This window comes from Rossellomorea sp. DUT-2 (genome assembly GCF_052665285.1).
In genome coordinates, this window is the sequence record NZ_JBQPEO010000004.1 from 323,322 (window position 1) to 346,091 (window position 22,770).

Sequence of the window (22,770 nt, forward strand, 5' to 3'; positions counted from 1 at the left end):
TATATACTGAATCTGCTAAAATAATGAATATAATAGTCATTAATAACAGAAGGGGTGGGTTGTACATATGCATGTACCTTTAGTGTTAACGGATTTTCTGGATCGTGCAGTCGAGCAATATGGAGAAAAGGTTGCGATTATTGATGATGTAAAACGTTTGACGTATAAGCAGCTGAATGCACGTGTGAATCAACTGTCCAGGGGCCTTAAGGAATTCGGGATTGAGAAAGGGGACAAGGTCGCTTATCTGGCTCCTAACACGACGGAGATGCTGGAAGGATTTTATGGTGTATATGGAGTCGGAGGAATTATGACCCCTCTGAATACTCGTTTAAAACCATCAGATTATCAATTTATCCTGACTCATAGCGAGAGCAAAGTATTATTTGTGGATGAGGAACTTTATCCGCTGGTGCAGCCGATCGTGTCTAATGTGCCGAATTTAAAGCATATTGTGATTCATGGTAAGTCTACAGATGGACATCCTGGCTATGACGGGTGGCGCGGCTCATTCAGCGACGAAGCCTTCGATCGTGTAGAACTGGAAGAAAGCGATATTGCTTCATTACTATACACAAGTGGAACGACAGGGGATCCGAAGGGAGTGCTCCTCACTCACCGATCAAACTATCTGCATGCTCTATCTTCCATGCATCATTTAAGGGTCTCCGATCAGGACACCTTGCTTCACGTGCTGCCTATGTTCCATGTGAATGGATGGGGATCTCCTTTTTACTATACGGCCAACGGTGCGACCCAGGTGATGCTCAGAAAAGTAGACCCTGAGATGATTTTAGATAAAGTCGAGAAGCATGGCGTATCGGTTATGCATATGGCGCCGACTGTTCTGAATATGCTTCTGGAGAATTATCCGGACAGAAAGCGGACCATCGGGCAAAATGTAAGGGTTGTCATTGCGGGTTCTGCCCCTCCGCCGGCATTTGTTCGAAAGGTGGAAGAGGATCTGAAGTGGGAGTTTATCCAGGTGTACGGAATGACTGAAATCTCACCACTTATCACTACATCCATCCTGAGATCTTCAGAACAGGACAGAACGAAGGAAGAAAAATACCGGTTAAAGGCGAAGGCCGGCTACAGTATGATTGGCAGCAAGGTAAAAGTAGTTGATGAGTTCGGAAATGAAGTGTCCCATAACGGGAAAGCAATTGGAGAAATTGTGACCAGAACGAATACAGTGATGGAAGGATATTATAAAAACCCTGAAGCCACAAATCAAGCGATTCGAGATGGATGGCTTCATACAGGGGACATGGCGACGGTTGACCAGGATGGCTTCATAGAAATTGTTGACCGGATGAAAGACGTCATCATCAGCGGTGGAGAAAACATCTCTTCTATTGAAGTGGAGGGGGCTCTTTATGAACATGATAGTGTCTTGGAGGCAGCCGTCGTTGCCATCCCCCATGAACGTTGGGGAGAAGTGCCCCATGCAGTGGTTGTGATCAGGGAGGGGCACAGCTTAACGGAAAAGGAGCTTATCACATTTAGCAGAGAAAAGCTTGCCCACTTCAAAGCACCGAAGAGTATTACCTTTGCAAAAGAATTACCCAAGACCGCTTCAGGAAAAATCCAAAAGGTTGTGATCCGAAAAGAATTCTGGAAAGATCATGATCGAATGGTTCATTAATGGAAGGAGGCGTGCAGATGCATGCCTTTTTCTGCGGAAAAAAAGCCCCTATTTCTTAAATCCAGGATGCCCGTCGTCCCTGTTTAGGATTCTTCCGCATAAATTATAAAAAGGAAGTTTTATCAGCATAATAACAGGGAAAAGCAGTTTTTAAGAGTAGACAAATGGAGGGCGTAAAGAATGAGTTTGAATTCCCCGTTGGTTCCAAACCAAAAAATCCATTGCTCAAATGAGTATGGAAAGTTAAAGAAAGTGGTCGTTGTTTCACCTGAAAATATGCAAATAAATGAAATCATAAATGAAACACAAAAGCATTTCCTAAAGGAAAATATCAATATAGATAAAGCGGTTCTGCAGCATAAAAACTTTGTTGATGCATTAGAGAAAAATGGTGCAGAGGTCATCCACCTGCAACCTTCACCAGAGCTTAATGAACAAGTCTTTACGAGGGATATCGGGTTCACGATTCATGATCAATTCTTCGTTGCATCGATGAATACCGATGTCAGGCGGAGCGAAGTGAAAACGCTGAAGAAATGGCTTCAAACGAATGAAGTGCCTTATCATGAACTTCTCCATTCCATTGAAGGAGGGGATGTGCTCGTTGATGAGCAGAATATTTGGATCGGAGTGAGTGGACGGACGAACCAATTGGCCATCCAATCGTTACGAAATCAGCTCCCCCAATTTACCGTTCATGAATTGCCTTTAAAAGAAGAGATCCTTCATTTAGATTGTGTATTTACGATCATCTCAAAGGAATGGGCCCTTGTGTACCCACCGGCCTTTTCTAAAGAGGATCTTGAGATAATCAAAAAGCATTATAATATCATTACCGTGTCGGACGATGAGCAATTTCAGATGGGCCCTAATGTATTAGCAATCGGTGATGGGAAAATCATCAGTCTCACTCAAAATCAAGATTTGAATGAACGAATCAGATCGAAAGGTTTTGACGTGGTTGAACTGGATTTATCCGAAATCATCAAGTCAGGCGGCTCATTCCGTTGCTGTACGCTTCCTCTGATTAGAGAATAGATCAGGTCGTATTGACTAAGAACTGGATAGTTTCATTAATGAAAAACAGGTGACTTTATACCTGTTTTTCTTCATTTACAGAACCTTTACACTCCTGTAGTCCTTTTGAAAATGGTTCTTCATATTTCCCCTTTATTCTACATATGTATTCGAAATTATAGGAGGTAGGGTAAATGAAGAAGTCAATGAAGAAGATTCTTCCGTTAGCGGTTGTATCAACACTAGCTCTTGGAAGTGTAATAGGAATGAATCAGGACAATACAGAAGCACAAGCGAAGGATTCCAAGAACGGTAAAGCCAAGAACGTCATCTTTATGATCGGTGATGGAATGGGCGTTCCTTATACAACGGCTCTTCGCTACATGAATGACAATCCAGAAACAGTCGAAATGGAAAAAACGGCATTCGATCCTTACCTTGTCGGATTACAATCCACTTATCCAGAGGATGAGAAAGAAAACGTAACAGACTCAGCAGCTGCTGCGACAGCGATGAGTGGTGGAGTCAAAACATATAACAATGCAATAGCAGTCGATAATGATAAAACCGATGTAAAAACTGTATTAGAACAGGCGAAAGAAAACGGTATGTCTACAGGAATCGTAGCTACATCTGAAATCACCCATGCGACTCCAGCATCTTATGGAGCCCATGAAGAGCAGCGTAAAAGCGAAAATGCGATCGCGGATGACTATTTTGATGAAATGATTAACGGTGAACATAAGATTGACGTCATGCTCGGCGGAGGGACGGACTTCTTCGAACGTGATGACCGAAATCTTGCCAAGCAGTTCCAAGAGGATGGATACAGCTATGTGAAATCCGCTGAAGAACTTAAAAATGACGACAACAAACAAGTTCTTGGTCTTTTCTCTGAAGTCGGAATGGACAAAATGATCGACCGCGATGAAGAACAGCCAAGCTTAGCGGATATGACGACATCTGCACTCGACCGTTTAAAAGGTGACAAGGACGGATTCTTCCTGATGGTGGAAGGAAGTCAAATCGACTGGGCTGGTCACGACAATGATGTTGTCGGGGCGATGAGTGAAATGAGAGATTTTGAGATGGCACTTGAAGAAGTAAGAGATTTCGCGAAAGAAAATGGTGAAACATTGGTAGTTGTGACAGCAGACCATTCAACAGGGGGAATCTCGATTGGTGCAGACGGTGAATACAATTGGGATCCGGCACCGATTCAAGCTGCAAAACGCACTCCTGACTTTATGGCAGAACAAATCGTAAATGGTGCATCAGTGGAAGAAACATTAGCTGAAAATATCGACCTTGAGCTGACGGAAGAGGAAATCGCTTCTGTGAAAAAAGCAGCAGAAAAAGGCGATCAAACCGAAATCGATAATGCCATCGAGAGAATCTTCGACAAACGTTCAGGCACTGGCTGGACAACTGATGGACATACAGGAGATGACGTTCCTGTGTATGCATTTGGTCCACAAAAAGAGAAATTCTCCGGCATGATCGATAACACAGATCAAGCGAAAATGATCTTTGAATTATTGAAGAATAAAGGGAAGATCAAAGACGAAAAATAAGCTAACTATAGATGAGACCATGCATGCCCCTCTTTCCTGAGGCGGACCGCATGGTCTTTTCTTCGTTTACGCTTCTTCTAAATCTGAAACACTGACTTCAGAACGTTCTTCCAATGGTCCGCGAAGATGAACAACAGCGGTTTTACCATCTTCATTAACAGAGTCAATCCAAACCGAAGCCTCTTTATATTTCACTTCAATGTCAGCTGAAGAAGATAATATCTGTTTTACACGATTATAATCCATTACTCATTTCCTCCTTATAGTCTATTTCCATTGGTTAGTGTGCCCTTTTTTTAGTTAAAGATGAGTGTATATTTCATTTTGAATTCCCATACGCTAATAGCGAAAGGGTGATGGCATGAAGAAGCAGGATGAGAAAACGTCCACTACCGAAGCAAACATGGAATTGAATGAAAGATTTTATGGAAGTAATGAAAAAGAAGTTGATCCGGCACCGCCCACTTATATTCAAAATAATACAGCCGCGGTGAAGATTACTGGTGATGACGAGTAAGTGTAGCAGCTGAATCCTTTCCTAATAAAGAAAACCCGCCCGATCTTCCATCGGGCGGTTTTCTTTATTTCGTTTTGTTGCGCTGATCTTTATTGTGCTTATTCCCCTTACTATTGTCTCCACTCGTAATTTCTTTAGCAAACTCCGTCGTTCCACGCTTAGGTGAATTTTGATTTTCGCTGCCTTTGTTGTTTTTCTTTGTCATATCATTTCCTCCATTCTACTCTATTCATAAGTAGTTTTTGAAGATTAACAAAAGGTTATGCACAAATAGAAATGTTAAAGAATGATTAAAAAATAATTTAGCATAGTTTTTTGGGACAAGAATAAGGTATAATGTAAAGCGAAATGATTACGATTAGTAAATGCAGTCTTAAGAAAGGAAACGTAAACGAATGAATTCTTTGAGGAGCTTTAGTCAAGAGATGACAGGGATACTATTATTTTTGTTATTCATTGTTCTATTTTTAGCGGGAGATTGGGTGAAAGGGTATGTCCCGGACGAGTTTCTTACTTCTTCGATGGCGAATGTCATTACCATATTTTTAAGTATCCTATTAGAAGCGATTCCTTTTATCTTAATCGGTGTCTTCGCATCAGCACTTATTCAAGTATTTGTGTCTGAGAGGTTATTACAAAAGATCATTCCCAAGAGATTCCCTTACCTGGCTTTGTTTCCTGCAGCTGTAGTAGGGGCATTGCTTCCGGTATGTGAATGTGCCATTGTACCGGTGGCCAGGAGGCTGATTAAAAAAGGGATGCCTGCTCATCTTGCGATTGTCGTAATGGTAACGGCGCCTATATTAAACCCGATAGTCTTCGCATCTACTTATTATGCGTTCCAGAATAATATGACGGTTGTCTGGGGCAGGATGGGTATTGCTCTAATAGCTGCCTTAATCATTGGGGCACTATTGTACAGGTTTTATGGAAAGAGAAACCCGCTAATACAGAAAGAGCATGATCACGAGCATCATCACGATCACTCTTCCAATAAACTCATGCAGACGATTGTACATGCCAGTGATGAATTTTTTGACATGGGTAAATTTCTTATCATCGGAGCATTTGTTGCAGCAGGATTTCAGACCTATCTTGATAGAGAACTGTTAGTGGGGATTGGGTCGAATGAGGTTCTGGCACCGGCGGTTATGATGGGGTTTGCGTATATTATTTCTCTATGTTCAGAGGCAGATGCATTCGTGGCTTCGTCTTTCGGCAGTATCTTCTCTGCTTCGTCCCTTTTGGCATTTTTAGTGTATGGACCGATGATTGATTTCAAGAATACATTATTGATGCTTGCTTACTTTAATAAAAAATTCGTGTTGATCTTTATTGGAATCGTGACAATCGTAGTATATATTTGCACGCTGGTATTCCAAGTATTTGTGTAAAGGAGGCAAGAGGAGTGAAGCAATCCATTCAATTTCATACATTTATCAGAGGGATCATCTTAATTGGTTATGCACTCTTGGTATTGAAACTATTTTTAACGTTTAACTTGCAAAACTTTGTCGCACCCAAAATGCATGGTTATATGTATTTTGCTCTGGGGGTTTTCATTCTCCTGGGGGCGATTCAGATCATCCGGGGGACATCTTCAGCTTCTGCAAAAGAACACCATTGTGATTGCGAAGGTCATGAACTGCCAAAAGGATTCATCAGGTCCAGCATGGTATATGCTCTATTTATTTTTCCTATTGTGGTGGGGTTCCTGCTGCCGGATAACTTATTAGATAGTTCCGTTGCGGCTAAGAGAGGGGTGAAGGTGGGGAATAGTCTATTCTCAACACCGCCATCCAGTGAACAAAACGGAGTAAATCAAGATGAGAGTGCAGAAAGAAGTTTGACTGCAACCGATCCCACCCTCGACCCGTATGACGAATTTCCTGTGGAAAAAGATTTCGACAAGTTGAAAGAGATAGTAAATAAAAAAGAAAAAATATTCGTAAGAGATGAACAATATATTCAAACATTAAGTATTGTGGATGAAAATCTTGACAACTTCGTCGGTAAAGAAATTCAGCTTACAGGTTTTGTTTATAAAGATGAAGGATTTGCAGAGGAAGAATTGGTCATTTCCCGTTTCACCGTTACATGCTGCGTAGCCGATGCCTCTGTTTATGGTTTATTGGCACGTGATTCAGAACTGAGTAAACTGGAACCAGATACATGGATTAACGTGAGTGGCGTGATTGATAAGGTAGATTTTAATGGTCAGGAAATGCCTGTAATAAAGAATCCGGTGTTTGAAGTAATCGACCCGCCTGCTAATCCTTATGTAGAAGAATTTTTTATAAAAATTGAATAAACTAAAGAATCCTTACTTTTATGTAAGTAAGGATTCTTTCATAACGAATAAATCGTAATTATTTCGTTTTAATAGACATAATCGGGTGGTGAGAATATGTATGAATGGATCATAATCGGTGGAGGTATCCATGGATGCACCGTGGCTACGTATCTTGTGAAAAAGAAAAAGGTGCCAATTCATAAGATATGTGTAATTGATCCTTACCCAGAGCCATTATTTAAATGGAAAAGGCTGACTGGTTTAATTGATATGCCGTATTTGCGTTCACCTTTTGTCCACCATTTGGATACACATCCATTTAGTCTGAAATCCTTTAAGAAGGGTGGAGGAGAGAATTTCTACGGACCATATAAGCGGCCGGCTCTTCCTCTATTCAATCAACATAGTAACGCTGTCTTGGAAGGAATAAAAATCTCTAAAGCCTGGTTTCAGGGAAAAGTGGAACACGTTGAGAAAGGAGATAACGGTTGGATAGTGAGAACCAGTAATTTGGACCATTTTCATGGGAATAACATTGTGATTGCAACGGGAATGAATAATAAATTGGCTTATCCCTCTTGGGGAAGTGATCTTGTTGCGGCACGCCCAAAACAAGTTGGACATTTATTTGCTGAGTCCTTTCCGAGAATAGAACTGCCAATCGTCGTGATCGGTGGAGGGATCTCCGCTGCCCACATGGTGGTTAAGCTAAGCAAACAATTCCCCGGACAGGTATATCAAATAGCCCGGCACCCTTATAGAGTATACGATTTTGATAGTGATCCAGGCTGGCTTGGACCTAAATACATGAATGGATTTGAAAATATTCACAGGTACGAACACAGAAGAGAGGTCATTGATCATGCCCGTCATAAAGGGTCTATGCCAAGTGAATTAGCTAATAAGTTGAGAAATTTGAAACGAAGCAACACGTTCACCTTTATCCAAGATGAAATCCAATCATGGGATGTATTAGATGATGAGATTATACTACATTTAACGAAGGCAAAGTCGAATGTAAAAGCAAAGACGATACTATTTGCCACCGGATTTTCAAAAGAGGTCATGAAAGTGGACTGGCTGCAAAAACTTATTCAAAAAGAAAAGTTAGCGTGTGCGAAATGTGGTTTCCCGGTAGTGAAAGAGGACTTGTCATGGTGTAATCATTTATTTGTTACAGGACCACTGGCTGAGTTAGAAATCGGGCCGCCCTCGCGTAATATTTCAGGTGCAAGGAAAGCAGCAGAAAGAATAGTGAACCATACAGTTTAAATCGTAATGATTTCGAATTTAAAAGGAGATGAATGTGCATCATGAAAGTACCAGTAACAGTATTAAGCGGTTATTTAGGATCAGGCAAGACGACATTATTAAATCATATATTACATAATCGTGAAGATAAGCGAATAGCGGTTATTGTGAATGATATGAGTGAAGTGAATATCGATGCGTCCCTCGTTAAGAGTGGCGGATTCACTAGAACAGAAGAAAAACTAGTAGAGCTTCAAAATGGTTGTATTTGCTGCACCTTAAGGGAAGATTTAATGATAGAAGTCCAGCGATTGGTCGATCAGGGAAATATTGATTATATTGTGATTGAATCTACCGGGATTTCCGAACCAATCCCTGTAGCTCAAACATTCACTTATCTTGATGAAGAGATGGATATAGATCTTACGAGTAAAACAAGGCTGGATACAATGGTGACGGTTGTGGACGCCAACCGATTCTGGCACGATTTTGCAAGTGGTGAAACGCTGCTGGACCGCTCTGAGGCAACAGACGAAGGGGATACAAGGGAAGTAGTGGATTTGCTGATTGATCAAATAGAGTTTGCGAATGTGATTGTGTTAAATAAAATAGACTTAGTGGAAGAAGTGGATGTAATAGAATTAAAAGCTGTTCTACATAAGTTGAACCCGGAAGCGAGAATCATTGAAGCTTCACATTCAAACATTCCTTTAGATCAAGTATTGAACACCCGACTATTCGATTTTGAGAAAGCCAGCCAGGCAGCGGGGTGGATAAAAGAATTACAAGAAGAACACACACCCGAGACTGAAGAATATGGAATTTCTTCTTTTGTCTATCGGCGTAACAAGCCATTTCACCCGGAACGTTTCATGACTTGGATGGAGGAGTGGCCGGTTGATATCGTTAGGGCAAAGGGCTTCTTTTGGCTGCCGACCCGTAACGACATGACGGGCTTATTATCCCAGGCAGGTCCATCGATTATCATTCAGGGTGCAGGGGAATGGGTAGCTGCTTATCCTGAAAATGAGAGAAAGGAAATCCTTGCTGAAGAAGTGGAATTAGCAGAGAAATGGGACCCTGTTCATGGGGATCGGATGAACGAAATCGTATTTATCGGTCTTGAAATGAACAGGGAAGAAATAGAGCAGTCATTAGATAGCTGTTTATTAACAGAAAAAGAAATGACAGAGGATTGGACGGAATTTAAAGACCCGATCCCTGCTTTTACGGTGGAGGATTGATAGACGAAAAAAGCCAGGCGCTTGAACGTGCCTGGCTTTTTTCATTCGTCTTCTTTTTGTCTCATCGTATTGATGACGAATTATGAAACTGGACTTCTGAATAGATACGAACATAGAATTTGTAACTTTATTCCTATATTTAACATTACTGCTGATATTTTGATTTTTCTAAACGATAATGAAGAGAGGATATCTAAAGGGAGGTAAAGAAATTGCATGAGAAAATGGATGGGATACAGAGTTCGTCAGGAATACCGGGCAGGTGGTTTGTAGATGAAATGGCAGACGGGTCGGAGGGCTATCCGGTTTTATTCATTCATGGGATTCATGCCTCGTCGGACACGTGGATACGAGAAAACGATCTGCAGGAATTCACGCGGAAATATGGGCATCAAGCAGTTTTTATCGATTTGCACCCAGACGAAGATATGTGGAAAAATGGGCAGCTCTTAGAAGGGAATCTTCATGAGATTTACGACCATTTTAAGAGGAAAGTAGTGGTTGTGGGACATAGTAAAGGAGGAATCGATATTCAAACAGCATTGGTTCATTATGGTGCCGGACCCTATGTAGAGAGGGTCATCACTCTTTCGTCCCCTCATCATGGATCAGAGCTTGCAGACCTTGCCTATAGTAAATGGGCCGGCTGGTTAACCAATGCTTTAAAAAGTAAAAATAATGCCGTGTTTTCCCTGCAAACGGGATATATGAAATCTTTCCGTTCCGAGACGGATGAACTTGAACTTGCCAAAGCCACCCCAATCTATACATTCGGTGGTACAGGATGGGGAGGGGTGAATTCTGAACTGTTTTGGGGCGGGTTATACTTAAGCCGATTCGGACAAAGTGATGGAGCAGTTCTGGTAACAAGTTCACGCCTTCCTTATGGGAAAGAGGTGCGGGTCCAAGACTGGTCTCATACGACGATAAAAGAAGGCGGGGAGATTTTCCCTTATTTGAAGGATCTCTTAACGGAAGAGGTGCAAGAGGTTTCCTATGCTGCCGTGAGCGAGCTTGCAAAAGAGGGAGAAACATCGGTCCTCCACAGAGGGGGGGCATTTATGGGCGTTGGAGTGGAGAAGTTTTCTGTCGAGGAAGAGGTAGAGAAAATCTCGGTGGACTGGATCAGTGATCAACAGGGTACGATCTATGAGCTCACTAGTCCGGATGGACAAGTGTATAAACAGTTCATGATGACGGAAGATGCGACGGGCTTTTTCCCTGGCGCTTATCATCATTCCATGATCATTTCCAAGCCCCTTCTGGGACAGTGGGAAATGAGGGCGCATAATAGTCAAAGTGAAAAATATATGCTGACCATTCTGTTTCAGAAAGGGGTTAGTAAGGAGTGGAATCAGTTGGCGGAGGATGGAGAATCTTTAATGGGTTCATGGAATGTACACGACAAACCTGTGAAGAAAACATATACCATTTACCATATCCCAACGAAGAGCGGAAACAAAAACCAAACCACCCTCATTACAACTGAAAATCTATCTTCACTGCCACTTGCTGAATTTGAAGAAGGAGTCCATAACATTACCATCGATATAGAAGGGGAAACCCAGGAAGGGAACGAATTTCAGAGAACGATTATTCAAACGGTTTATGTGGATGGAAAGGGGAATGTCTATTAATTGATAGAGGTGACATTCACCAAGAGGGATATGAAAAGCAAGGTCCGTCCCTCTGTATAAAAAGGGACGGACCTTTGGGTTATAGTGCGCTTAGGAATTCTGTTACTTGTTCTGGTGTTTTGGCGTTGGCGCTGTGCAGGTGCGCGATTTTTTCGCCGTTTTTGTAGACAAGCAGGCTTGGGATGCCCATGACGTCATATTTTTCGGCGATTTCAGGAAATTCGTCTTTATTGATGTCGTACCATTTATATTGACCGAACTTTTCCATGATCTCATCAATGAACATATCCATACGACGGCAGTCGGGACACCAGTCTGCGTGGAATTTCACGATCACCGGCTCTGCTGAAGTGATTAGGTCTTCAAAGGTTTCTTTGTTTTTGATTGCTTGCATGTTGTTAACCTCCCTTTTTACATTATTTTATACAAACAAACGATCATTTGTAAAACGAATCATTTTTCGTCTGAACTTGTACATGATAATATGGGAATACATTTTGAAAGAAAAAGGTGACATTATGCAACCGATTAAAGTTGGATTAGTAGGATACGGTTTTTCAGGACAAAGCTTTCATCGACCGTTACTTTCTCATTTGGAGGAATTTCATATCGAAGCGGTGCTTTCATCTGATGAGGAGAAAGTATTGAAAGACATTGAGGGTGCAACAGTGGTTTCGTCCCTTGACGATTTACTTCAACAAGACATTGAATTAGTTGTGATCACAACACCAAACCATCTTCATTACCGGATGATTAAGCAGTCATTATTAGCTGATAAACATGTAGTGGTAGAAAAGCCGTTTGTGACGAATAGTGTGGAAGGGGAAGAGCTGCTGGCTTTAGCGAAAGAGAGAGGCTTGCATCTTTCCGTATTCCATAACCGACGATGGGATGCCGATTTTTTAACCATCCAAAAATTACTTAAAGAAGAAGCTTTAGGACAAATCTATACATATGAAGCTCACTTCGACCGTTTCCGCCCGGCTATTAAAGATCGTTGGAAAGAAAATAAAATCGAGGGAGCCGGGGTGTTATATGATTTGGGCTCTCACCTCCTAGATCAAGTACTCACCCTGTTTGGTACACCACAATGGGTTCAGGCAGATGTGTTCCCGCAAAGGGATCCGGAAAAAGCGGAAGACTATTTCCACATTACACTCGGGTATGACGTATTGAGAGTGCAATTGTACTCCCGTTCTATAGTCCTTGACCCAGGACCTCGCTATCAGGTACATGGAATAAAAGGAAGCTATATGAAGCACGGAATGGATCGTCAGGAGGATGATCTAAAAGCAGGGAAAAACCCTCTTGATGAAGAGTGGGGATTGGAAGATGAAGAGTACTGGGGTACACTGACAACCCTATCCGGGGATGAAGTGACTTCAGAAGTCATTCCTTCTGAAAAGGGCGATTATACTCAGTTCTATCTGGGGATATATGGAACCTTAAAGGGGGATAAACCTCTACCTGTAAAACCAGAGGATGCTTTACACGTGATAAAAATCATCGAAGCATGTAAAGAAAGTGCAGAGAGCAAATGTGTTATTAAACTGAAATAGAGTAGAAGGGCTCCCCACAATAGGGAGCCTTCTTTATAGATGCTATTCTACTGTACCAGCTTCCAAGATCTGAACATTTGCGTCGACATTGAATCTTACCCGGGGATAAATGCTTTCTTTCCATTCTTTAAGATCAAATCCACGTACCCCGTGCTTTTGATTTTGACCGATACCCACAGGGTCGATGCCTAATTCCTGAAAATCCTTCAGCATGGCTAAGCATTTTCCCTCGATATCCTTTTCCATTTTTTTCTCAACATCTCCCACTTTATCAGGTGTCAATTTTTTTCCTGTATACTCTCTGACAATTCCCCTAACCTTGATTCTCATTGTCACTTCAACAGGATCAGCTTTATGTTTGATGATAATCTTGTGCTTTGAAATCAGGCTTGTTACTGAAGCCTCAACGGTTTTTTCGGCAGTACCAGGCTTTTTCCCCATTTTGATGACATGGCTTCCTTCAGCAAATTTATCCACTAATAATTTAAAGAAAAACATATCCATAGCAGAAATCTTTTTGACCATTTTGTCTTTATCGAAAAGGGCAATACCTGTAATGGCTACACTGTCATTAGAGAGTTGCTTTAGTATTGGGAGATAGGGTGTTTTTCCGTCTTGAAAATAATCGAATAGAAACAAATGCAGGTTTGTTTCTGGCAATTCTCTTCGGGTGATGTTGTGAGTGATTAAGTTGGAAATATACGTTCCATTTCCTCTTAAGCCATAGTTCCCTTTGATGAGTTCGCCTGCTTCGCCTTCTACGACCGTTATATATACCCTTGCCCCAACACTGGCGTCTCTTTGCAGGGAGTCTCCAACATCGATGATTCCTTTTTCAGCCAGTTCTTCTCCTATCAATACGACATCCAAGCTTCCTCTTACAAGAGGCTGTTGGGCTCTTCTTTCTAATTTCTCCAGCACTTCCCGCGTGGATGATGCTTCTGCAGACAGCGTTCCGTTTTGGATGGATTTATCGGATAAATAAATGGGGAACAGAGCTGTTCCTCTCATTTTATTCTCTCCTACATAATCATAAGCTTTTCCGGTTTCAACATATAAATCGTCGAGAATCTCCTTTTCTACGCATCCTGATAGGAAAAGAGAACAAATGAGTAAAATGATCAAGGAAAGTTGTTTCATCGTTTTTGTCTCACCTTCTTCATGATAGTCACCAGTACTAAAAGAGCAGGTATGTAAAAAAAGTTGAAATAGAAACCGATTTGTCCTGAAACTGTATTCAAGAAATTAACCTGTTTTCGGTCAGTGATAAAAGTTAAGGTGCATAAACAGAGAATACAAATGATGATCAAGGCATGACGATGTCGTAAAGGAGTCATACGCTTAATGGTCCTGCTGGCACACCAGAGAGATATGCACACGTTGGGCAGAATCACTAAGCACCAATTGGCGATTCCAATATATTCAAAACGTTCAACAAAGGGCATTTCAACGATTTTCCACATGGAAAGGGTGGCCCAAACGGTCTTTTCTAATTGCTTTTGACTGAAAAAAGCAAAAGAAATGATGGCGATTAAGGTGTATATGGTTGTGGTTGTAAATAGCCCCCAATGAGCATATTTCTGAGATTTTTTAGCATCTTTAATATAAGGATAAAGCATCAGTATGGCTTCGTATCCGAGATAAGTAAGTGACATATTTTTTGTGGAAATTAAAATATCTTTGATGGTGTGATCAAATACCGGTAAAATGTTTCGGAAATCTGCGTATTTAAATGTAAATGCAAAGGTTAAGATCAGATAACTGGGTAGTACAGTTCCAAAAAATGCGGTACCTGCAATGGTACGGACTCCTCCATTCACAATATAATAGACAAGGATCAAGAAGAAAAATGCAAACATAAACGTACTTAATCGCGGATACATCCAAACTTGCAATACCTCGATATACGTCCTCATAATCGTTATCACCAGTAAACTGAAGTAGAGGGCAAATAATAAGTTGAATATATTTCCAATCCACTTCCCGAAAGCCAAAGTATGAGCAGATACAAGGTCCCCTCCAGATTTTTCTAAAATAAGGTACATAAGGAACATGAGAACATGAGTAAGGATACCTGCGAGGATGACAGAAATCCAACCATCATACCCCGCATTCATCGAAATGATTCGTTGGAACCCCAGAACACCTGCCCCGACTTGTATTGAATGTATGAGAAAGAAAACAAGGAAAGGGGATATTTTTCTTCTATCTGGAATGGTTTGCATTTGATCACCTCCGACCTTTATTCGTCTATATCCAGCTTTTTCTTTCCTTCAGATGGACGGAATCTGTATGGTTTCTTCGTTCTTAAATATTCTGGTCGCCCTGCTTGTTTACTGAAAGGGAACCTGATTAGAGCGTCTTTCAGGTCCTTCATTCTCGGTGGATAGAGTGGCTCCAGAAACGGTCTTCCCAAGGAAGTTAATTGTAATAAATGTCCCATAAGTAAACAGAAACAGAAAACAATGCCTAATAATCCCCATAGTTGTGCGAACAACAAGAAGGGGAATCGGAGCAAGCGGATCGTATTACCCATGCGGTATACGGGAGTCGTAAAGGAAGCAAGCGCAGCAAGGGCAACTAAAATGAGCAGTACGTTACTAGTAATCCCTGCTTCAACGGATGCGGTCCCGATGACGATCCCTCCAACGATACCGATGGTTTGGCCAACTTTGGTTGGGAGGCGGGCTCCTGCCTCACGCAATAATTCAATCGTTAATTCGAGAAATAACGCCTCTAATATAGGAGGCAAAGGGATTTCTTGTCTGGATGTTACAAGAGTGGCCATAAGATCCTTTGGTATGAGTTCATAATGATACGTCAACGCAGCAACATATACGGGTGTAATCAATATCGAGAATGCTACTGCAAAAACACGTACTAGACGGAGGAATGAGGCGATCGAGAAATTCAAGAAATAATCCTCATAGGCATTAAAGAACTCAACGAGAGTCGTGGGTCCAATCAATGCGTGAGGCGATCCATCCACCATCACGGCCACCTTCCCTTCTACCAGTACAGAAGCGACTCGATCCGGCCGTTCTGAATCCAAAAGTTGGGGGAAAGGGGAATTACTATTATCGGCAATGAGCTGTTCAATAAATGAACTATCCATGATTTGATCAAAATCCACGGCTCGTAAACGTTGCCGCATCGTATTCACATTGGCTTCATCCACCAATCCATCAAGATAAACCAGGGCGACCCTCGTGTGAGTCAGTTTTCCCATATTAAATTCTTCCACCAGCAGTTCTTTAATGGGAAGACGTTTACGGAGAAGGTTCAGGTTGTCACTGAGTGATTCCACAAAGGCCTCTTTAGGACCAACCACACTGAACTCCACTTCCGGTTGGGAAACCTTTCTTCCCATTTCATTTTTCGTAGCGATGAAGGCAAATTTCCGGTTTGAGGCATCAATCGTTAACAAGGTATATCCGTTAAAAAGCTTTTGTTCAATTTGTGCTTCATCGTTGGATACTTCTATATCCAGGACAGGAACCAACGTCTTTAAATCATCAAATGAATGAAAGTCTTTTGAAAGTAAGGAGGGAAGAACATCCTCCTGCAGGATTTTCCCATCAATCAGGGTGGTAATGAAATGCAGACTGAATTTTGCCCCTGTATGAGGGTTCTGATAAAAGGCTTGTTTATAGTCGGCTGATTTCTCAGCTTCCTGCTTAAAGTTTTCGTAGGTCTGTTTTTTCTTCGTGTTATCGGTGTTTTTCTTATTTCTAAAGAATGGAAACATACTAATCCCTCATGTTCGATGTATGGTCTATCCTGTAGTGTTTCCGAAATTAGGAGAATTATGAAAAGTTATGGGGGAAGTGGGAAAAAACGTAAAGGTCTGCTGGATTGATAGAAGGCTAAAAATAAAAAGACTGGAAAAGGAATGTCCCTTTTCCAGTCTCATGTCGTTATTCCTGCTCCAGGAAAAACTTTTCGATATCATCAAGCATCGCATTTGCTGCCATGACGCCACCAGCAGTGTTCCAAATAGCATCGCTTACTTCATACACTTGATCTTGTTTTGCTACTTCAAGGTTTTGGAATAGAGGATCGTTCAGCCACTCTTCAGCAAGCTTGTTCGCTTCTCCATCGCCCGTTTCATATGTGAAGTAGAATAACACATCTCCATCCATCGCAGGGATTCGCTCTTTCGTCACACCTTTTTCAGCAAAGTCGTCAACATCCTGACCTTCAGGACGGGCAAATCCTAATTGATCCAGGATCACGCCTGAGAATGAATCTTTATGGTAGATGCGTACGTCACCTGCTAAAAAGCGGACCATAGAAACTTCCTGGTTGAGTTTGTCTCCAAGTTTCCCTTTAAGATCTTCAATTCGCTGGTCATACTGGGCTAATACTTCCTGACCTTTTTCTTCTTTGTTTACCGCTTTAGCGTATAATTCAAAGTTCTCTTTCCAGTTACCTCGTAACGTTTCTGCCATCACCGTTGGAGCGATGTCTTTCAGCTGATTGTATTGTTCTTCTTGACGCATTTTGTTCCCGATAATAAGGTCCGGTTGAAGTTTAGCAATGGCTTCCATGTTTAATTCGCTTTCAGTTCCGACTACTTCAACACCTTTCATATCGTCGGCAATATGATCGTACCATGGATCGCCTGTCCAGGATTGTACAGCACCAACAGGGGTCACACCCATAGAGAGAAGAGCCTCTGTTCCTTCATTTGTAAGGATGACAACCTTCTTAGGAGTTCCTTCGATTTCAGTCGTACCCATTGCGTGTTCCACTGTATAGGTTTCTTCTTTCTTATCGCTACTTCCAGAACCCTCTTTTTCTTCTTCTTTATTACCGCATGCAGCTAAAAATAGAAGAGAAGCGATGAGTAATAAAGATAGTAAATTTCTTAATTTCATATGTATAAATCCTCCTGAAAAATAGTTTATGGGTGATAATGATTATCAATTACACTTTTCATAATAGGTGAGAAGGCTTTCATTGTCAATACCTAAATGATAATGATTTTCAAAGTCATTGACGGTTGTTTCATTCTTCTTTAAAATAGTAGGAGAAGGACTGAACGTGAAATGACAATTGATTTTCCTTTCCTTATGGAATGTTCATAAGGATTAGAAAGGTTAACACATAATGAAAATTCAAAAACAACTTATTCTGTATATAGGAACCATTTTCTTTCTCCTATTGTGTATAGGAATCAGCATTGTATACGGGTATACCGATACGTCGTGGAGGGTAGCGATTGAAGCGTTCACCAATCCCGATGGTTCTACTGAACATATTGTACTTCAGACGATCCGGTTACCACGGGCGCTTATTGCTGCGACCGTAGGGGCATCCCTCGCCATTTCAGGTGTCCTGATGCAAACCTTGACCAAGAACCCGTTAGCATCTCCCGGTATTTTCGGGATCAATGCCGGTGGTGCTTTTATGGTGGTAGTGGCGGTTACGTTATTTGGTGTAACCAATCTTCAATCTTTTACGTGGCTGGCATTTCTGGGAGCGGGCCTTGCTGCCGTCGGAGTGTATGTCATCAGTTCCGTCGGGAATAACGGGTTGACTCCCATGAAACTGACTTTGGCAGGGGCTGCCATCACGGCGATGTTCTCCTCATTCACACAGGGATTGCTTGTACTGAATGAAGCGGCGTTAGAGCAGGTATTGTTCTGGCTTGCAGGATCTGTTCAAGGAAGAAGCCTGGACATTTTAACCGGGGTCTTTCCTTATATTGTGGCAGGCTGGATCCTTGCGCTCATGTTAGCAGGAAAAATGAATATACTTGCCATGGGAGAAGATGTTGCCAAAGGGTTGGGACTCAAAACAGCTCTGATTAAATTTATCGCCTTACTTGTGGTTGTGCTGCTGGCTGGAGGTTCCGTAGCCATTGCAGGACCAATAGGCTTTATCGGGATTGTCATCCCCCATCTTGCGAGAAAAATCATCGGGGTGGATCATCGCTGGTTGATCCCTTACTCAGGATTGCTCGGAGCGATTTTATTATTGGCCGCTGACATTGGAGCCCGCTACATCATCATGCCCCAGGAGGTGCCGGTTGGTGTTATGACAGCCATTATTGGTGCACCATTCTTCGTGTACGTTGCAAGGAAGGGGTTTTAACCGATGAATAGATTTATGGGGAAACGCTGGCTTCAGGACCGGGTTTCTATGCTTGTTGATGTATCAGCAATGAAGAAAATCATGATATTAGGCGTCATCACTGTCCTCGTCCTTATTATGAGTACGGGAATAGGTGACTTGAAAATAGCACCATGGAAGGTCGTAAGCGTCTTCTTTGGAGGCGGAACAAGCTTAGAGCAGCTTGTTGTTACGTCTTTTCGACTTCCGCGGATCATCATTGCCTTATTAGCCGGGATGGCATTGGCCGTTGCGGGGGGAATTTTACAGGGAATGATTCGAAATCCTTTGGCTTCTCCCGACATCATCGGGATTACTGGGGGTGCAGGAGCAGCTGTGGTCGCTTTTCTGACCGTTTTCAGCAACGATGATAATACCTTGATGGTCAGCATTAAATGGCTTCCTGTTGCTGCATTTACAGGGGCAGCAGTCATTGCCTTTTTAGTTTATTTCTTAGCATGGCGCAAAGGGGTATCTCCTGTTAGGCTTGTCTTGATTGGAATCGGAATTTCAGCTCTGACACAAGCTTTGACAACACTTCTTATGATACTCGGCCCTATTTATAGAGCAAGTCAGGCCAACATTTGGATAACGGGTACCGTGAACGGATCGGATTGGCAGGACGTATGGATCCTGCTTCCGTGGAGCTTGGTCTTTATCCTGTTAAGCTTCTTTATAACCCGACAATTAAATATTCAGGAACTTGGGGAAGAAATCGCGACAAGTGTTGGAGGGAACGTTCAGAGACAACGCTTTTTACTTCTCCTAATGTCAACGGCTCTAGTGGGTGGAGCGGTTGCCTTTGCAGGGGGGATCGGCTTTGTAGGTTTGATGGCCCCTCATATGGCAAGACGTATGGTAGGATCATCTTTTGGAGCATTACTTCCGACTGCCGCTTTTATAGGTGGAATTCTGGTGATGGTGGCAGATCTGATCGGCCGAACATTATTCTTGCCTCTGGAAGTCCCGGCTGGTGTATTTACTGCAGCGATCGGAGCACCTTATTTTATCTATCTATTATTTAAAACAAGAAATTCTTAAAGGAGTTGGCCACTAATGAGTGACATTTTACAAACGAAGGATTTAACTCTATCTTACGGGGAACGAACGATTATTGATGAACTGAATATTGACATTCCAAAAGGGGAGATTTCTGTCTTCATCGGCGGAAATGGCTGCGGTAAATCCACTCTTCTTCGTTCCATTGCCAGATTACTTAAGCCGAAACAAGGTTCGGTTCTGTTGGATGGGGAAGCAATCTCTCGTTTATCAACGAAAGAAGTCGCTCGTAAAATGGCCATTCTTCCTCAATCGCCAACGGCTCCTGAGGGATTGACCGTCCTGCAGCTGGTAAAGCAAGGTCGGTATCCTCACCAAACCTGGCTCAAGCAGTGGTCCCATAAGGATGAAGAAATTGTCCAGGACGCACTGAAGGCAACGAAGATGGAGGAACTGCAGCACCGGAAAGTGGATGAACTCTCCGGGGGGCAGAGACAGCGTGCCTGGATTGCGTTGACATTAGCGCAAGACACAGACATCATTCTGTTGGATGAACCGACTACCTATCTTGATATGACCCATCAAATTGAGATTCTTGATTTATTATTCGAACTCAACGAGAAAGAACAGCGAACCATCGTCATGGTCCTTCACGATCTGAATTTAGCCTGTCGCTATGCTCATAATATTGTCGCCATCCGTGATAAGCAAATTTATGCCCAAGGGAAGCCTGAAGATGTAATTAGCTGTGAACTCGTGAAGAATGTATTTGATATGGATTGTCAGGTGTCCCGAGATCCATTGTTCGGCACTCCGCTTTGTATCCCGTTTGGTAAAGGCCGTTGCATTCTGAATGCTGTGGGTGAGACGGGATGAATGCCCTCACCCAGGAACAGTGGGACACTCTTAAGAAATATCGTTTTCATAGAGAGTGGGATCCTGCTTTTAAAGGGGAAGAAGCAAGTTCTTTCTTAAGGGAGAATGATATGAAAGATTATCTATCCGGCAGGCTTTCGTCAATCGGAACGGATGATCTTAAGGTAGCAGCTTCCTTATTAATGAAACGCTATGCTTTCATAGCAGCAATGGGTTTAATGGCGATGACGTATTGGAATAAGAAATTAAACCTCAATCCTGAAAACCTTATCCTGGTGGATGGGGAAAAGAATGGATTATGGATGCCTCAGTTTTATGTGAAAGATGCATCCGTTACTGAATTTACTTCCGACTGGGAAAAAGAGGAATTTATTCAGACGATCTTTCGGGATCATCTTGATGGAGTGATTCAGTCGTTAAAGAAAGCGACAAAGTTATCTAATCTTATACTGTGGGAAAATATCGCCGTATATGTTTTCTGGATTTTCGAGAATGATGATTTTCTTTTGACCGAAGGAATGAGAAAGCAGCGTGACGAACAATTCCGCCAGCTGCTTTCCGATGAAAACAGCCAATGGTTCGGACGGTATCACAATAATCCATTGGCTCGTTACTATAGTGGAAAAGTAAATGTAGAAGGTGTAACGGAAACCGTTCGTGTTCGCAAAACGTGCTGCTTCTCCTATAGACTGGAAAATGGGGAGCAGTATCGTTGTAAAACGTGTCCGCAAACCTGTCGAGTGAAAAGGACATAGTTCAATATTCACAAGGAGGTTTAAGATAATGAAAGAATTTCCCGAACAATTTGATGCATTGATCGAAAAGTACACTGAACTATTAGTAGGTGAGACCGATTCGGACAAGAAAGAAATGGTCACCCGATACGCTCTTTACTCATTCATTGCGAAAAATATGCCTGCACTCGTGAAGCATTGGAATTCGTTATATCCTGAAGGCAAGGATGAGATGAAACGGATCGTTGGCGAGATCAAAGAAATGAATGAAGCTCATCGCGCAGAAATGAATGAGAAAAAGAAGGAAGAATAAGAGGTTTTTATGAGTAAAGTGCCCTTTTAGAGAGGGTGCTTTTTTTATTGGATTTTGTCTGAAGTCGGGATTCAGAGGACGCATCACAAAACAAAAAAAGGCAGACCAGCGTCTGCCTTCTGACATTATTGAACCTGACCGCCATATCCATAAGGAAATTGGGAAGAATACTGCTGGTGCTGCTGATAGGATTGTTGAATCTTTTGACTGTCGGCAGCCTCAAGCTTATACCAGCCTTTGCGGAACATTTCATTGTATAGCTCGCGTTGAGCATTTTGTGTTTCATTAAAAATCGTGAGTAGATCCTGGTATAGCGCTTGATGGCTCGCTTCGTTCAGAGCTGTACAGTAAGAAGCAGTCATGTATTTCTCGTGAGACAGCACATCCGTGATAAAGTCTCGATCATTCATCTGTGGTGTTTCGGGTACTTGTGATTGAGGGTTCTGGATTTTTTGCTGATTCTGATGATTCATGTAAGATGACTCCTTTCTACATCATGTTTTGGTTTTGGTTAGTCGTATTCAAATGTGCTAAAAGTTGTTGGTAGTGACGTTGGTGCATCTGTCCGCATTTATCCAACTCAGCTTTAATCTCGGTATCCTGACAGTGAGCTGCTGCAAAATGGCACTTCTTCATGGCATTAAGGTTCCAAGCAAGCATGTCATTTAAATATAAAGAATCCTTTGTTGTAAGCATCTGCGGTGGTTCCGTATAGGCTTGGGGCTGGCTTCCTTGTTGAGGTTGTTGTTGCATTTTCTTTTCCTCCTTTTCAATCTTTGAATACCCTTTCTTTGTATGATCGATAGGTAATTCTACCCTGTATACGACCCGTTAAGAAAGTTTTATCATCATAGGGCAAAGGTTATTTTTCCTACTATTCAACAGTCTTATTCACGTATTTACAAATTCCGATAATATTCTACTAAGAAAGTATTGAAAGTATATTCAAAACGTTTAAAAGGTGATAAAATATTGGTAGATATACTACGTA

At 42.0% G+C, this 22,770-nt stretch carries 24 protein-coding genes; 15 read left to right on the plus strand and 9 right to left on the minus strand.

All coding sequences use genetic code 11. The features are described 5' to 3' along the window. The first annotated feature begins 67 nt into the window (after positions 1 to 67). The 3 genes from ACOSV2_RS16825 to ACOSV2_RS16835 all read left to right on the plus strand — a co-directional run bounded on the left by ACOSV2_RS16825 (position 68) and on the right by ACOSV2_RS16835 (position 4,239). Positions 68 to 1,648, plus strand: coding sequence for a long-chain-fatty-acid--CoA ligase (locus ACOSV2_RS16825; protein WP_428976144.1), 1,581 nt, complete (start codon positions 68 to 70; stop codon positions 1,646 to 1,648). 180 nt (positions 1,649 to 1,828) lie between these two features. Next, positions 1,829 to 2,686, plus strand: coding sequence for a dimethylarginine dimethylaminohydrolase family protein (locus tag ACOSV2_RS16830; protein WP_428976145.1), 858 nt, complete (start codon positions 1,829 to 1,831; stop codon positions 2,684 to 2,686). 173 nt (positions 2,687 to 2,859) lie between these two features. Continuing rightward, entirely contained in the window at positions 2,860 to 4,239 is a 1,380-nt protein-coding gene (locus ACOSV2_RS16835; protein WP_428976146.1) for an alkaline phosphatase, read from the plus strand. 66 nt (positions 4,240 to 4,305) lie between these two features. Here the strand turns inward: ACOSV2_RS16835 and ACOSV2_RS16840 are convergent, their stop codons facing one another. Further along, a complete protein-coding gene (locus tag ACOSV2_RS16840; protein ID WP_428976147.1) occupies positions 4,306 to 4,485 on the minus strand; it encodes an H-type small acid-soluble spore protein in 180 nt (59 codons plus the stop codon). A gap of 115 nt (positions 4,486 to 4,600) precedes the next feature. On the opposite strand from ACOSV2_RS16840, the gene ACOSV2_RS16845 reads away from it, so the two are divergent. Next, positions 4,601 to 4,756, plus strand: a complete 156-nt coding sequence (locus ACOSV2_RS16845; protein ID WP_428976148.1) for a hypothetical protein — start codon at positions 4,601 to 4,603, stop codon at positions 4,754 to 4,756. Between the two features lie 64 nt (positions 4,757 to 4,820). Here the strand turns inward: ACOSV2_RS16845 and ACOSV2_RS16850 are convergent, their stop codons facing one another. Further along, positions 4,821 to 4,961 carry a hypothetical protein gene (locus tag ACOSV2_RS16850; RefSeq protein WP_187443387.1) on the minus strand — a complete coding sequence of 47 codons (141 nt, stop codon included), beginning with the start codon at positions 4,959 to 4,961 and terminating at the stop codon, positions 4,821 to 4,823. Between the two features lie 190 nt (positions 4,962 to 5,151). On the opposite strand from ACOSV2_RS16850, the gene ACOSV2_RS16855 reads away from it, so the two are divergent. The 5 genes from ACOSV2_RS16855 (at position 5,152) to ACOSV2_RS16875 (ending at position 11,181) form a co-directional block, all read left to right on the plus strand. Further along, positions 5,152 to 6,150 carry a permease gene (locus ACOSV2_RS16855; RefSeq protein WP_428976149.1) on the plus strand — a complete coding sequence of 333 codons (999 nt, stop codon included), beginning with the start codon at positions 5,152 to 5,154 and terminating at the stop codon, positions 6,148 to 6,150. A gap of 14 nt (positions 6,151 to 6,164) precedes the next feature. Beyond that, positions 6,165 to 7,067 carry a TIGR03943 family putative permease subunit gene (locus ACOSV2_RS16860; protein ID WP_428976150.1) on the plus strand — a complete coding sequence of 301 codons (903 nt, stop codon included), beginning with the start codon at positions 6,165 to 6,167 and terminating at the stop codon, positions 7,065 to 7,067. A 96-nt stretch (positions 7,068 to 7,163) separates the two neighbouring features. Continuing rightward, positions 7,164 to 8,321: a hypothetical protein gene (locus ACOSV2_RS16865; RefSeq protein ID WP_428976151.1), complete on the plus strand. Its 1,158-nt coding sequence runs from the start codon at positions 7,164 to 7,166 to the stop codon at positions 8,319 to 8,321. 41 nt (positions 8,322 to 8,362) lie between these two features. Next, entirely contained in the window at positions 8,363 to 9,544 is a 1,182-nt protein-coding gene (locus ACOSV2_RS16870; RefSeq protein WP_428976152.1) for a GTP-binding protein, read from the plus strand. A gap of 212 nt (positions 9,545 to 9,756) precedes the next feature. Next, positions 9,757 to 11,181, plus strand: coding sequence for an esterase/lipase family protein (locus ACOSV2_RS16875; RefSeq protein WP_428976153.1), 1,425 nt, complete (start codon positions 9,757 to 9,759; stop codon positions 11,179 to 11,181). Positions 11,182 to 11,260: 79 nt separating this feature from the next. Here ACOSV2_RS16875 and ACOSV2_RS16880 read toward each other — a convergent pair whose 3' ends face one another. Next, positions 11,261 to 11,575 (minus strand): thioredoxin family protein, encoded by a 315-nt coding sequence (locus ACOSV2_RS16880; RefSeq protein ID WP_113969049.1) that lies wholly within the window; start codon positions 11,573 to 11,575, stop codon positions 11,261 to 11,263. Positions 11,576 to 11,699: 124 nt separating this feature from the next. Here ACOSV2_RS16880 and ACOSV2_RS16885 point away from each other — a divergent pair, with 124 nt between their 5' ends. After that, complete coding sequence (locus tag ACOSV2_RS16885; RefSeq protein ID WP_428976154.1) at positions 11,700 to 12,740, plus strand: oxidoreductase; 1,041 nt, start codon at positions 11,700 to 11,702, stop codon at positions 12,738 to 12,740. A gap of 42 nt (positions 12,741 to 12,782) precedes the next feature. Here ACOSV2_RS16885 and ACOSV2_RS16890 read toward each other — a convergent pair whose 3' ends face one another. From ACOSV2_RS16890 to ACOSV2_RS16905, 4 genes are all read right to left on the minus strand, one after another. Then, positions 12,783 to 13,880, minus strand: coding sequence for a Ger(x)C family spore germination protein (locus ACOSV2_RS16890; RefSeq protein WP_428976155.1), 1,098 nt, complete (start codon positions 13,878 to 13,880; stop codon positions 12,783 to 12,785). Continuing rightward, positions 13,877 to 14,965 (minus strand): GerAB/ArcD/ProY family transporter, encoded by a 1,089-nt coding sequence (locus ACOSV2_RS16895; protein ID WP_324745279.1) that lies wholly within the window; start codon positions 14,963 to 14,965, stop codon positions 13,877 to 13,879. Before ACOSV2_RS16895 ends, ACOSV2_RS16890 begins: the two co-directional genes overlap by 4 nt. Positions 14,966 to 14,982: 17 nt before the next feature. Beyond that, a complete protein-coding gene (locus tag ACOSV2_RS16900; protein WP_428976156.1) occupies positions 14,983 to 16,488 on the minus strand; it encodes a spore germination protein in 1,506 nt (501 codons plus the stop codon). 169 nt (positions 16,489 to 16,657) lie between these two features. Beyond that, positions 16,658 to 17,620 (minus strand): ABC transporter substrate-binding protein, encoded by a 963-nt coding sequence (locus tag ACOSV2_RS16905; protein WP_428976157.1) that lies wholly within the window; start codon positions 17,618 to 17,620, stop codon positions 16,658 to 16,660. A 232-nt stretch (positions 17,621 to 17,852) separates the two neighbouring features. Between ACOSV2_RS16905 and ACOSV2_RS16910 the strand changes: the two genes are divergently transcribed. Genes ACOSV2_RS16910 through ACOSV2_RS16930 form a run of 5 tightly spaced genes read left to right on the plus strand, consistent with a single transcriptional unit; the run spans position 17,853 to position 21,779 of the window. Continuing rightward, positions 17,853 to 18,839 (plus strand): FecCD family ABC transporter permease, encoded by a 987-nt coding sequence (locus tag ACOSV2_RS16910; RefSeq protein ID WP_428976158.1) that lies wholly within the window; start codon positions 17,853 to 17,855, stop codon positions 18,837 to 18,839. Positions 18,840 to 18,842: 3 nt separating this feature from the next. Continuing rightward, entirely contained in the window at positions 18,843 to 19,898 is a 1,056-nt protein-coding gene (locus ACOSV2_RS16915; RefSeq protein ID WP_428976159.1) for a FecCD family ABC transporter permease, read from the plus strand. A 15-nt stretch (positions 19,899 to 19,913) separates the two neighbouring features. Next, on the plus strand, positions 19,914 to 20,732 hold the full coding sequence (locus ACOSV2_RS16920; RefSeq protein WP_044338193.1) for an ABC transporter ATP-binding protein: 819 nt from the start codon (positions 19,914 to 19,916) through the stop codon (positions 20,730 to 20,732). Next, positions 20,729 to 21,487 carry a siderophore-iron reductase FhuF gene (gene fhuF / locus ACOSV2_RS16925; RefSeq protein ID WP_428976160.1) on the plus strand — a complete coding sequence of 253 codons (759 nt, stop codon included), beginning with the start codon at positions 20,729 to 20,731 and terminating at the stop codon, positions 21,485 to 21,487. The genes ACOSV2_RS16920 and fhuF overlap by 4 nt, the downstream gene beginning before the upstream one ends. Before the next feature lie 25 nt (positions 21,488 to 21,512). Next, positions 21,513 to 21,779, plus strand: coding sequence for a DUF2573 family protein (locus ACOSV2_RS16930; protein ID WP_428976293.1), 267 nt, complete (start codon positions 21,513 to 21,515; stop codon positions 21,777 to 21,779). 125 nt (positions 21,780 to 21,904) lie between these two features. Here ACOSV2_RS16930 and ACOSV2_RS16935 read toward each other — a convergent pair whose 3' ends face one another. Further along, complete coding sequence (locus ACOSV2_RS16935; RefSeq protein WP_428976161.1) at positions 21,905 to 22,252, minus strand: spore coat protein; 348 nt, start codon at positions 22,250 to 22,252, stop codon at positions 21,905 to 21,907. Between the two features lie 16 nt (positions 22,253 to 22,268). Further along, complete coding sequence (locus tag ACOSV2_RS16940; RefSeq protein WP_113969038.1) at positions 22,269 to 22,532, minus strand: hypothetical protein; 264 nt, start codon at positions 22,530 to 22,532, stop codon at positions 22,269 to 22,271. Positions 22,533 to 22,770: the final 238 nt, after the last annotated feature.

Coding starts and splice junctions, on each gene's coding strand:
- ACOSV2_RS16825 (WP_428976144.1), top strand. CDS start 68: ATGCATGTACCTTTAGTGTTAACGGATTTTCTGGATCGTGCAGTCGAG.
- ACOSV2_RS16830 (WP_428976145.1), top strand. CDS start 1,829: ATGAGTTTGAATTCCCCGTTGGTTCCAAACCAAAAAATCCATTGCTCA.
- ACOSV2_RS16835 (WP_428976146.1), top strand. CDS start 2,860: ATGAAGAAGTCAATGAAGAAGATTCTTCCGTTAGCGGTTGTATCAACA.
- ACOSV2_RS16840 (WP_428976147.1), bottom strand. CDS start 4,485: ATGGATTATAATCGTGTAAAACAGATATTATCTTCTTCAGCTGACATT.
- ACOSV2_RS16845 (WP_428976148.1), top strand. CDS start 4,601: ATGAAGAAGCAGGATGAGAAAACGTCCACTACCGAAGCAAACATGGAA.
- ACOSV2_RS16850 (WP_187443387.1), bottom strand. CDS start 4,961: ATGACAAAGAAAAACAACAAAGGCAGCGAAAATCAAAATTCACCTAAG.
- ACOSV2_RS16855 (WP_428976149.1), top strand. CDS start 5,152: ATGAATTCTTTGAGGAGCTTTAGTCAAGAGATGACAGGGATACTATTA.
- ACOSV2_RS16865 (WP_428976151.1), top strand. CDS start 7,164: ATGTATGAATGGATCATAATCGGTGGAGGTATCCATGGATGCACCGTG.
- ACOSV2_RS16870 (WP_428976152.1), top strand. CDS start 8,363: ATGAAAGTACCAGTAACAGTATTAAGCGGTTATTTAGGATCAGGCAAG.
- ACOSV2_RS16880 (WP_113969049.1), bottom strand. CDS start 11,575: ATGCAAGCAATCAAAAACAAAGAAACCTTTGAAGACCTAATCACTTCA.
- ACOSV2_RS16885 (WP_428976154.1), top strand. CDS start 11,700: ATGCAACCGATTAAAGTTGGATTAGTAGGATACGGTTTTTCAGGACAA.
- ACOSV2_RS16890 (WP_428976155.1), bottom strand. CDS start 13,880: ATGAAACAACTTTCCTTGATCATTTTACTCATTTGTTCTCTTTTCCTA.
- ACOSV2_RS16895 (WP_324745279.1), bottom strand. CDS start 14,965: ATGCAAACCATTCCAGATAGAAGAAAAATATCCCCTTTCCTTGTTTTC.
- ACOSV2_RS16900 (WP_428976156.1), bottom strand. CDS start 16,488: ATGTTTCCATTCTTTAGAAATAAGAAAAACACCGATAACACGAAGAAA.
- ACOSV2_RS16905 (WP_428976157.1), bottom strand. CDS start 17,620: ATGAAATTAAGAAATTTACTATCTTTATTACTCATCGCTTCTCTTCTA.
- ACOSV2_RS16910 (WP_428976158.1), top strand. CDS start 17,853: ATGAAAATTCAAAAACAACTTATTCTGTATATAGGAACCATTTTCTTT.
- ACOSV2_RS16915 (WP_428976159.1), top strand. CDS start 18,843: ATGAATAGATTTATGGGGAAACGCTGGCTTCAGGACCGGGTTTCTATG.
- ACOSV2_RS16920 (WP_044338193.1), top strand. CDS start 19,914: ATGAGTGACATTTTACAAACGAAGGATTTAACTCTATCTTACGGGGAA.
- fhuF (WP_428976160.1), top strand. CDS start 20,729: ATGAATGCCCTCACCCAGGAACAGTGGGACACTCTTAAGAAATATCGT.
- ACOSV2_RS16935 (WP_428976161.1), bottom strand. CDS start 22,252: ATGAATCATCAGAATCAGCAAAAAATCCAGAACCCTCAATCACAAGTA.
- ACOSV2_RS16940 (WP_113969038.1), bottom strand. CDS start 22,532: ATGCAACAACAACCTCAACAAGGAAGCCAGCCCCAAGCCTATACGGAA.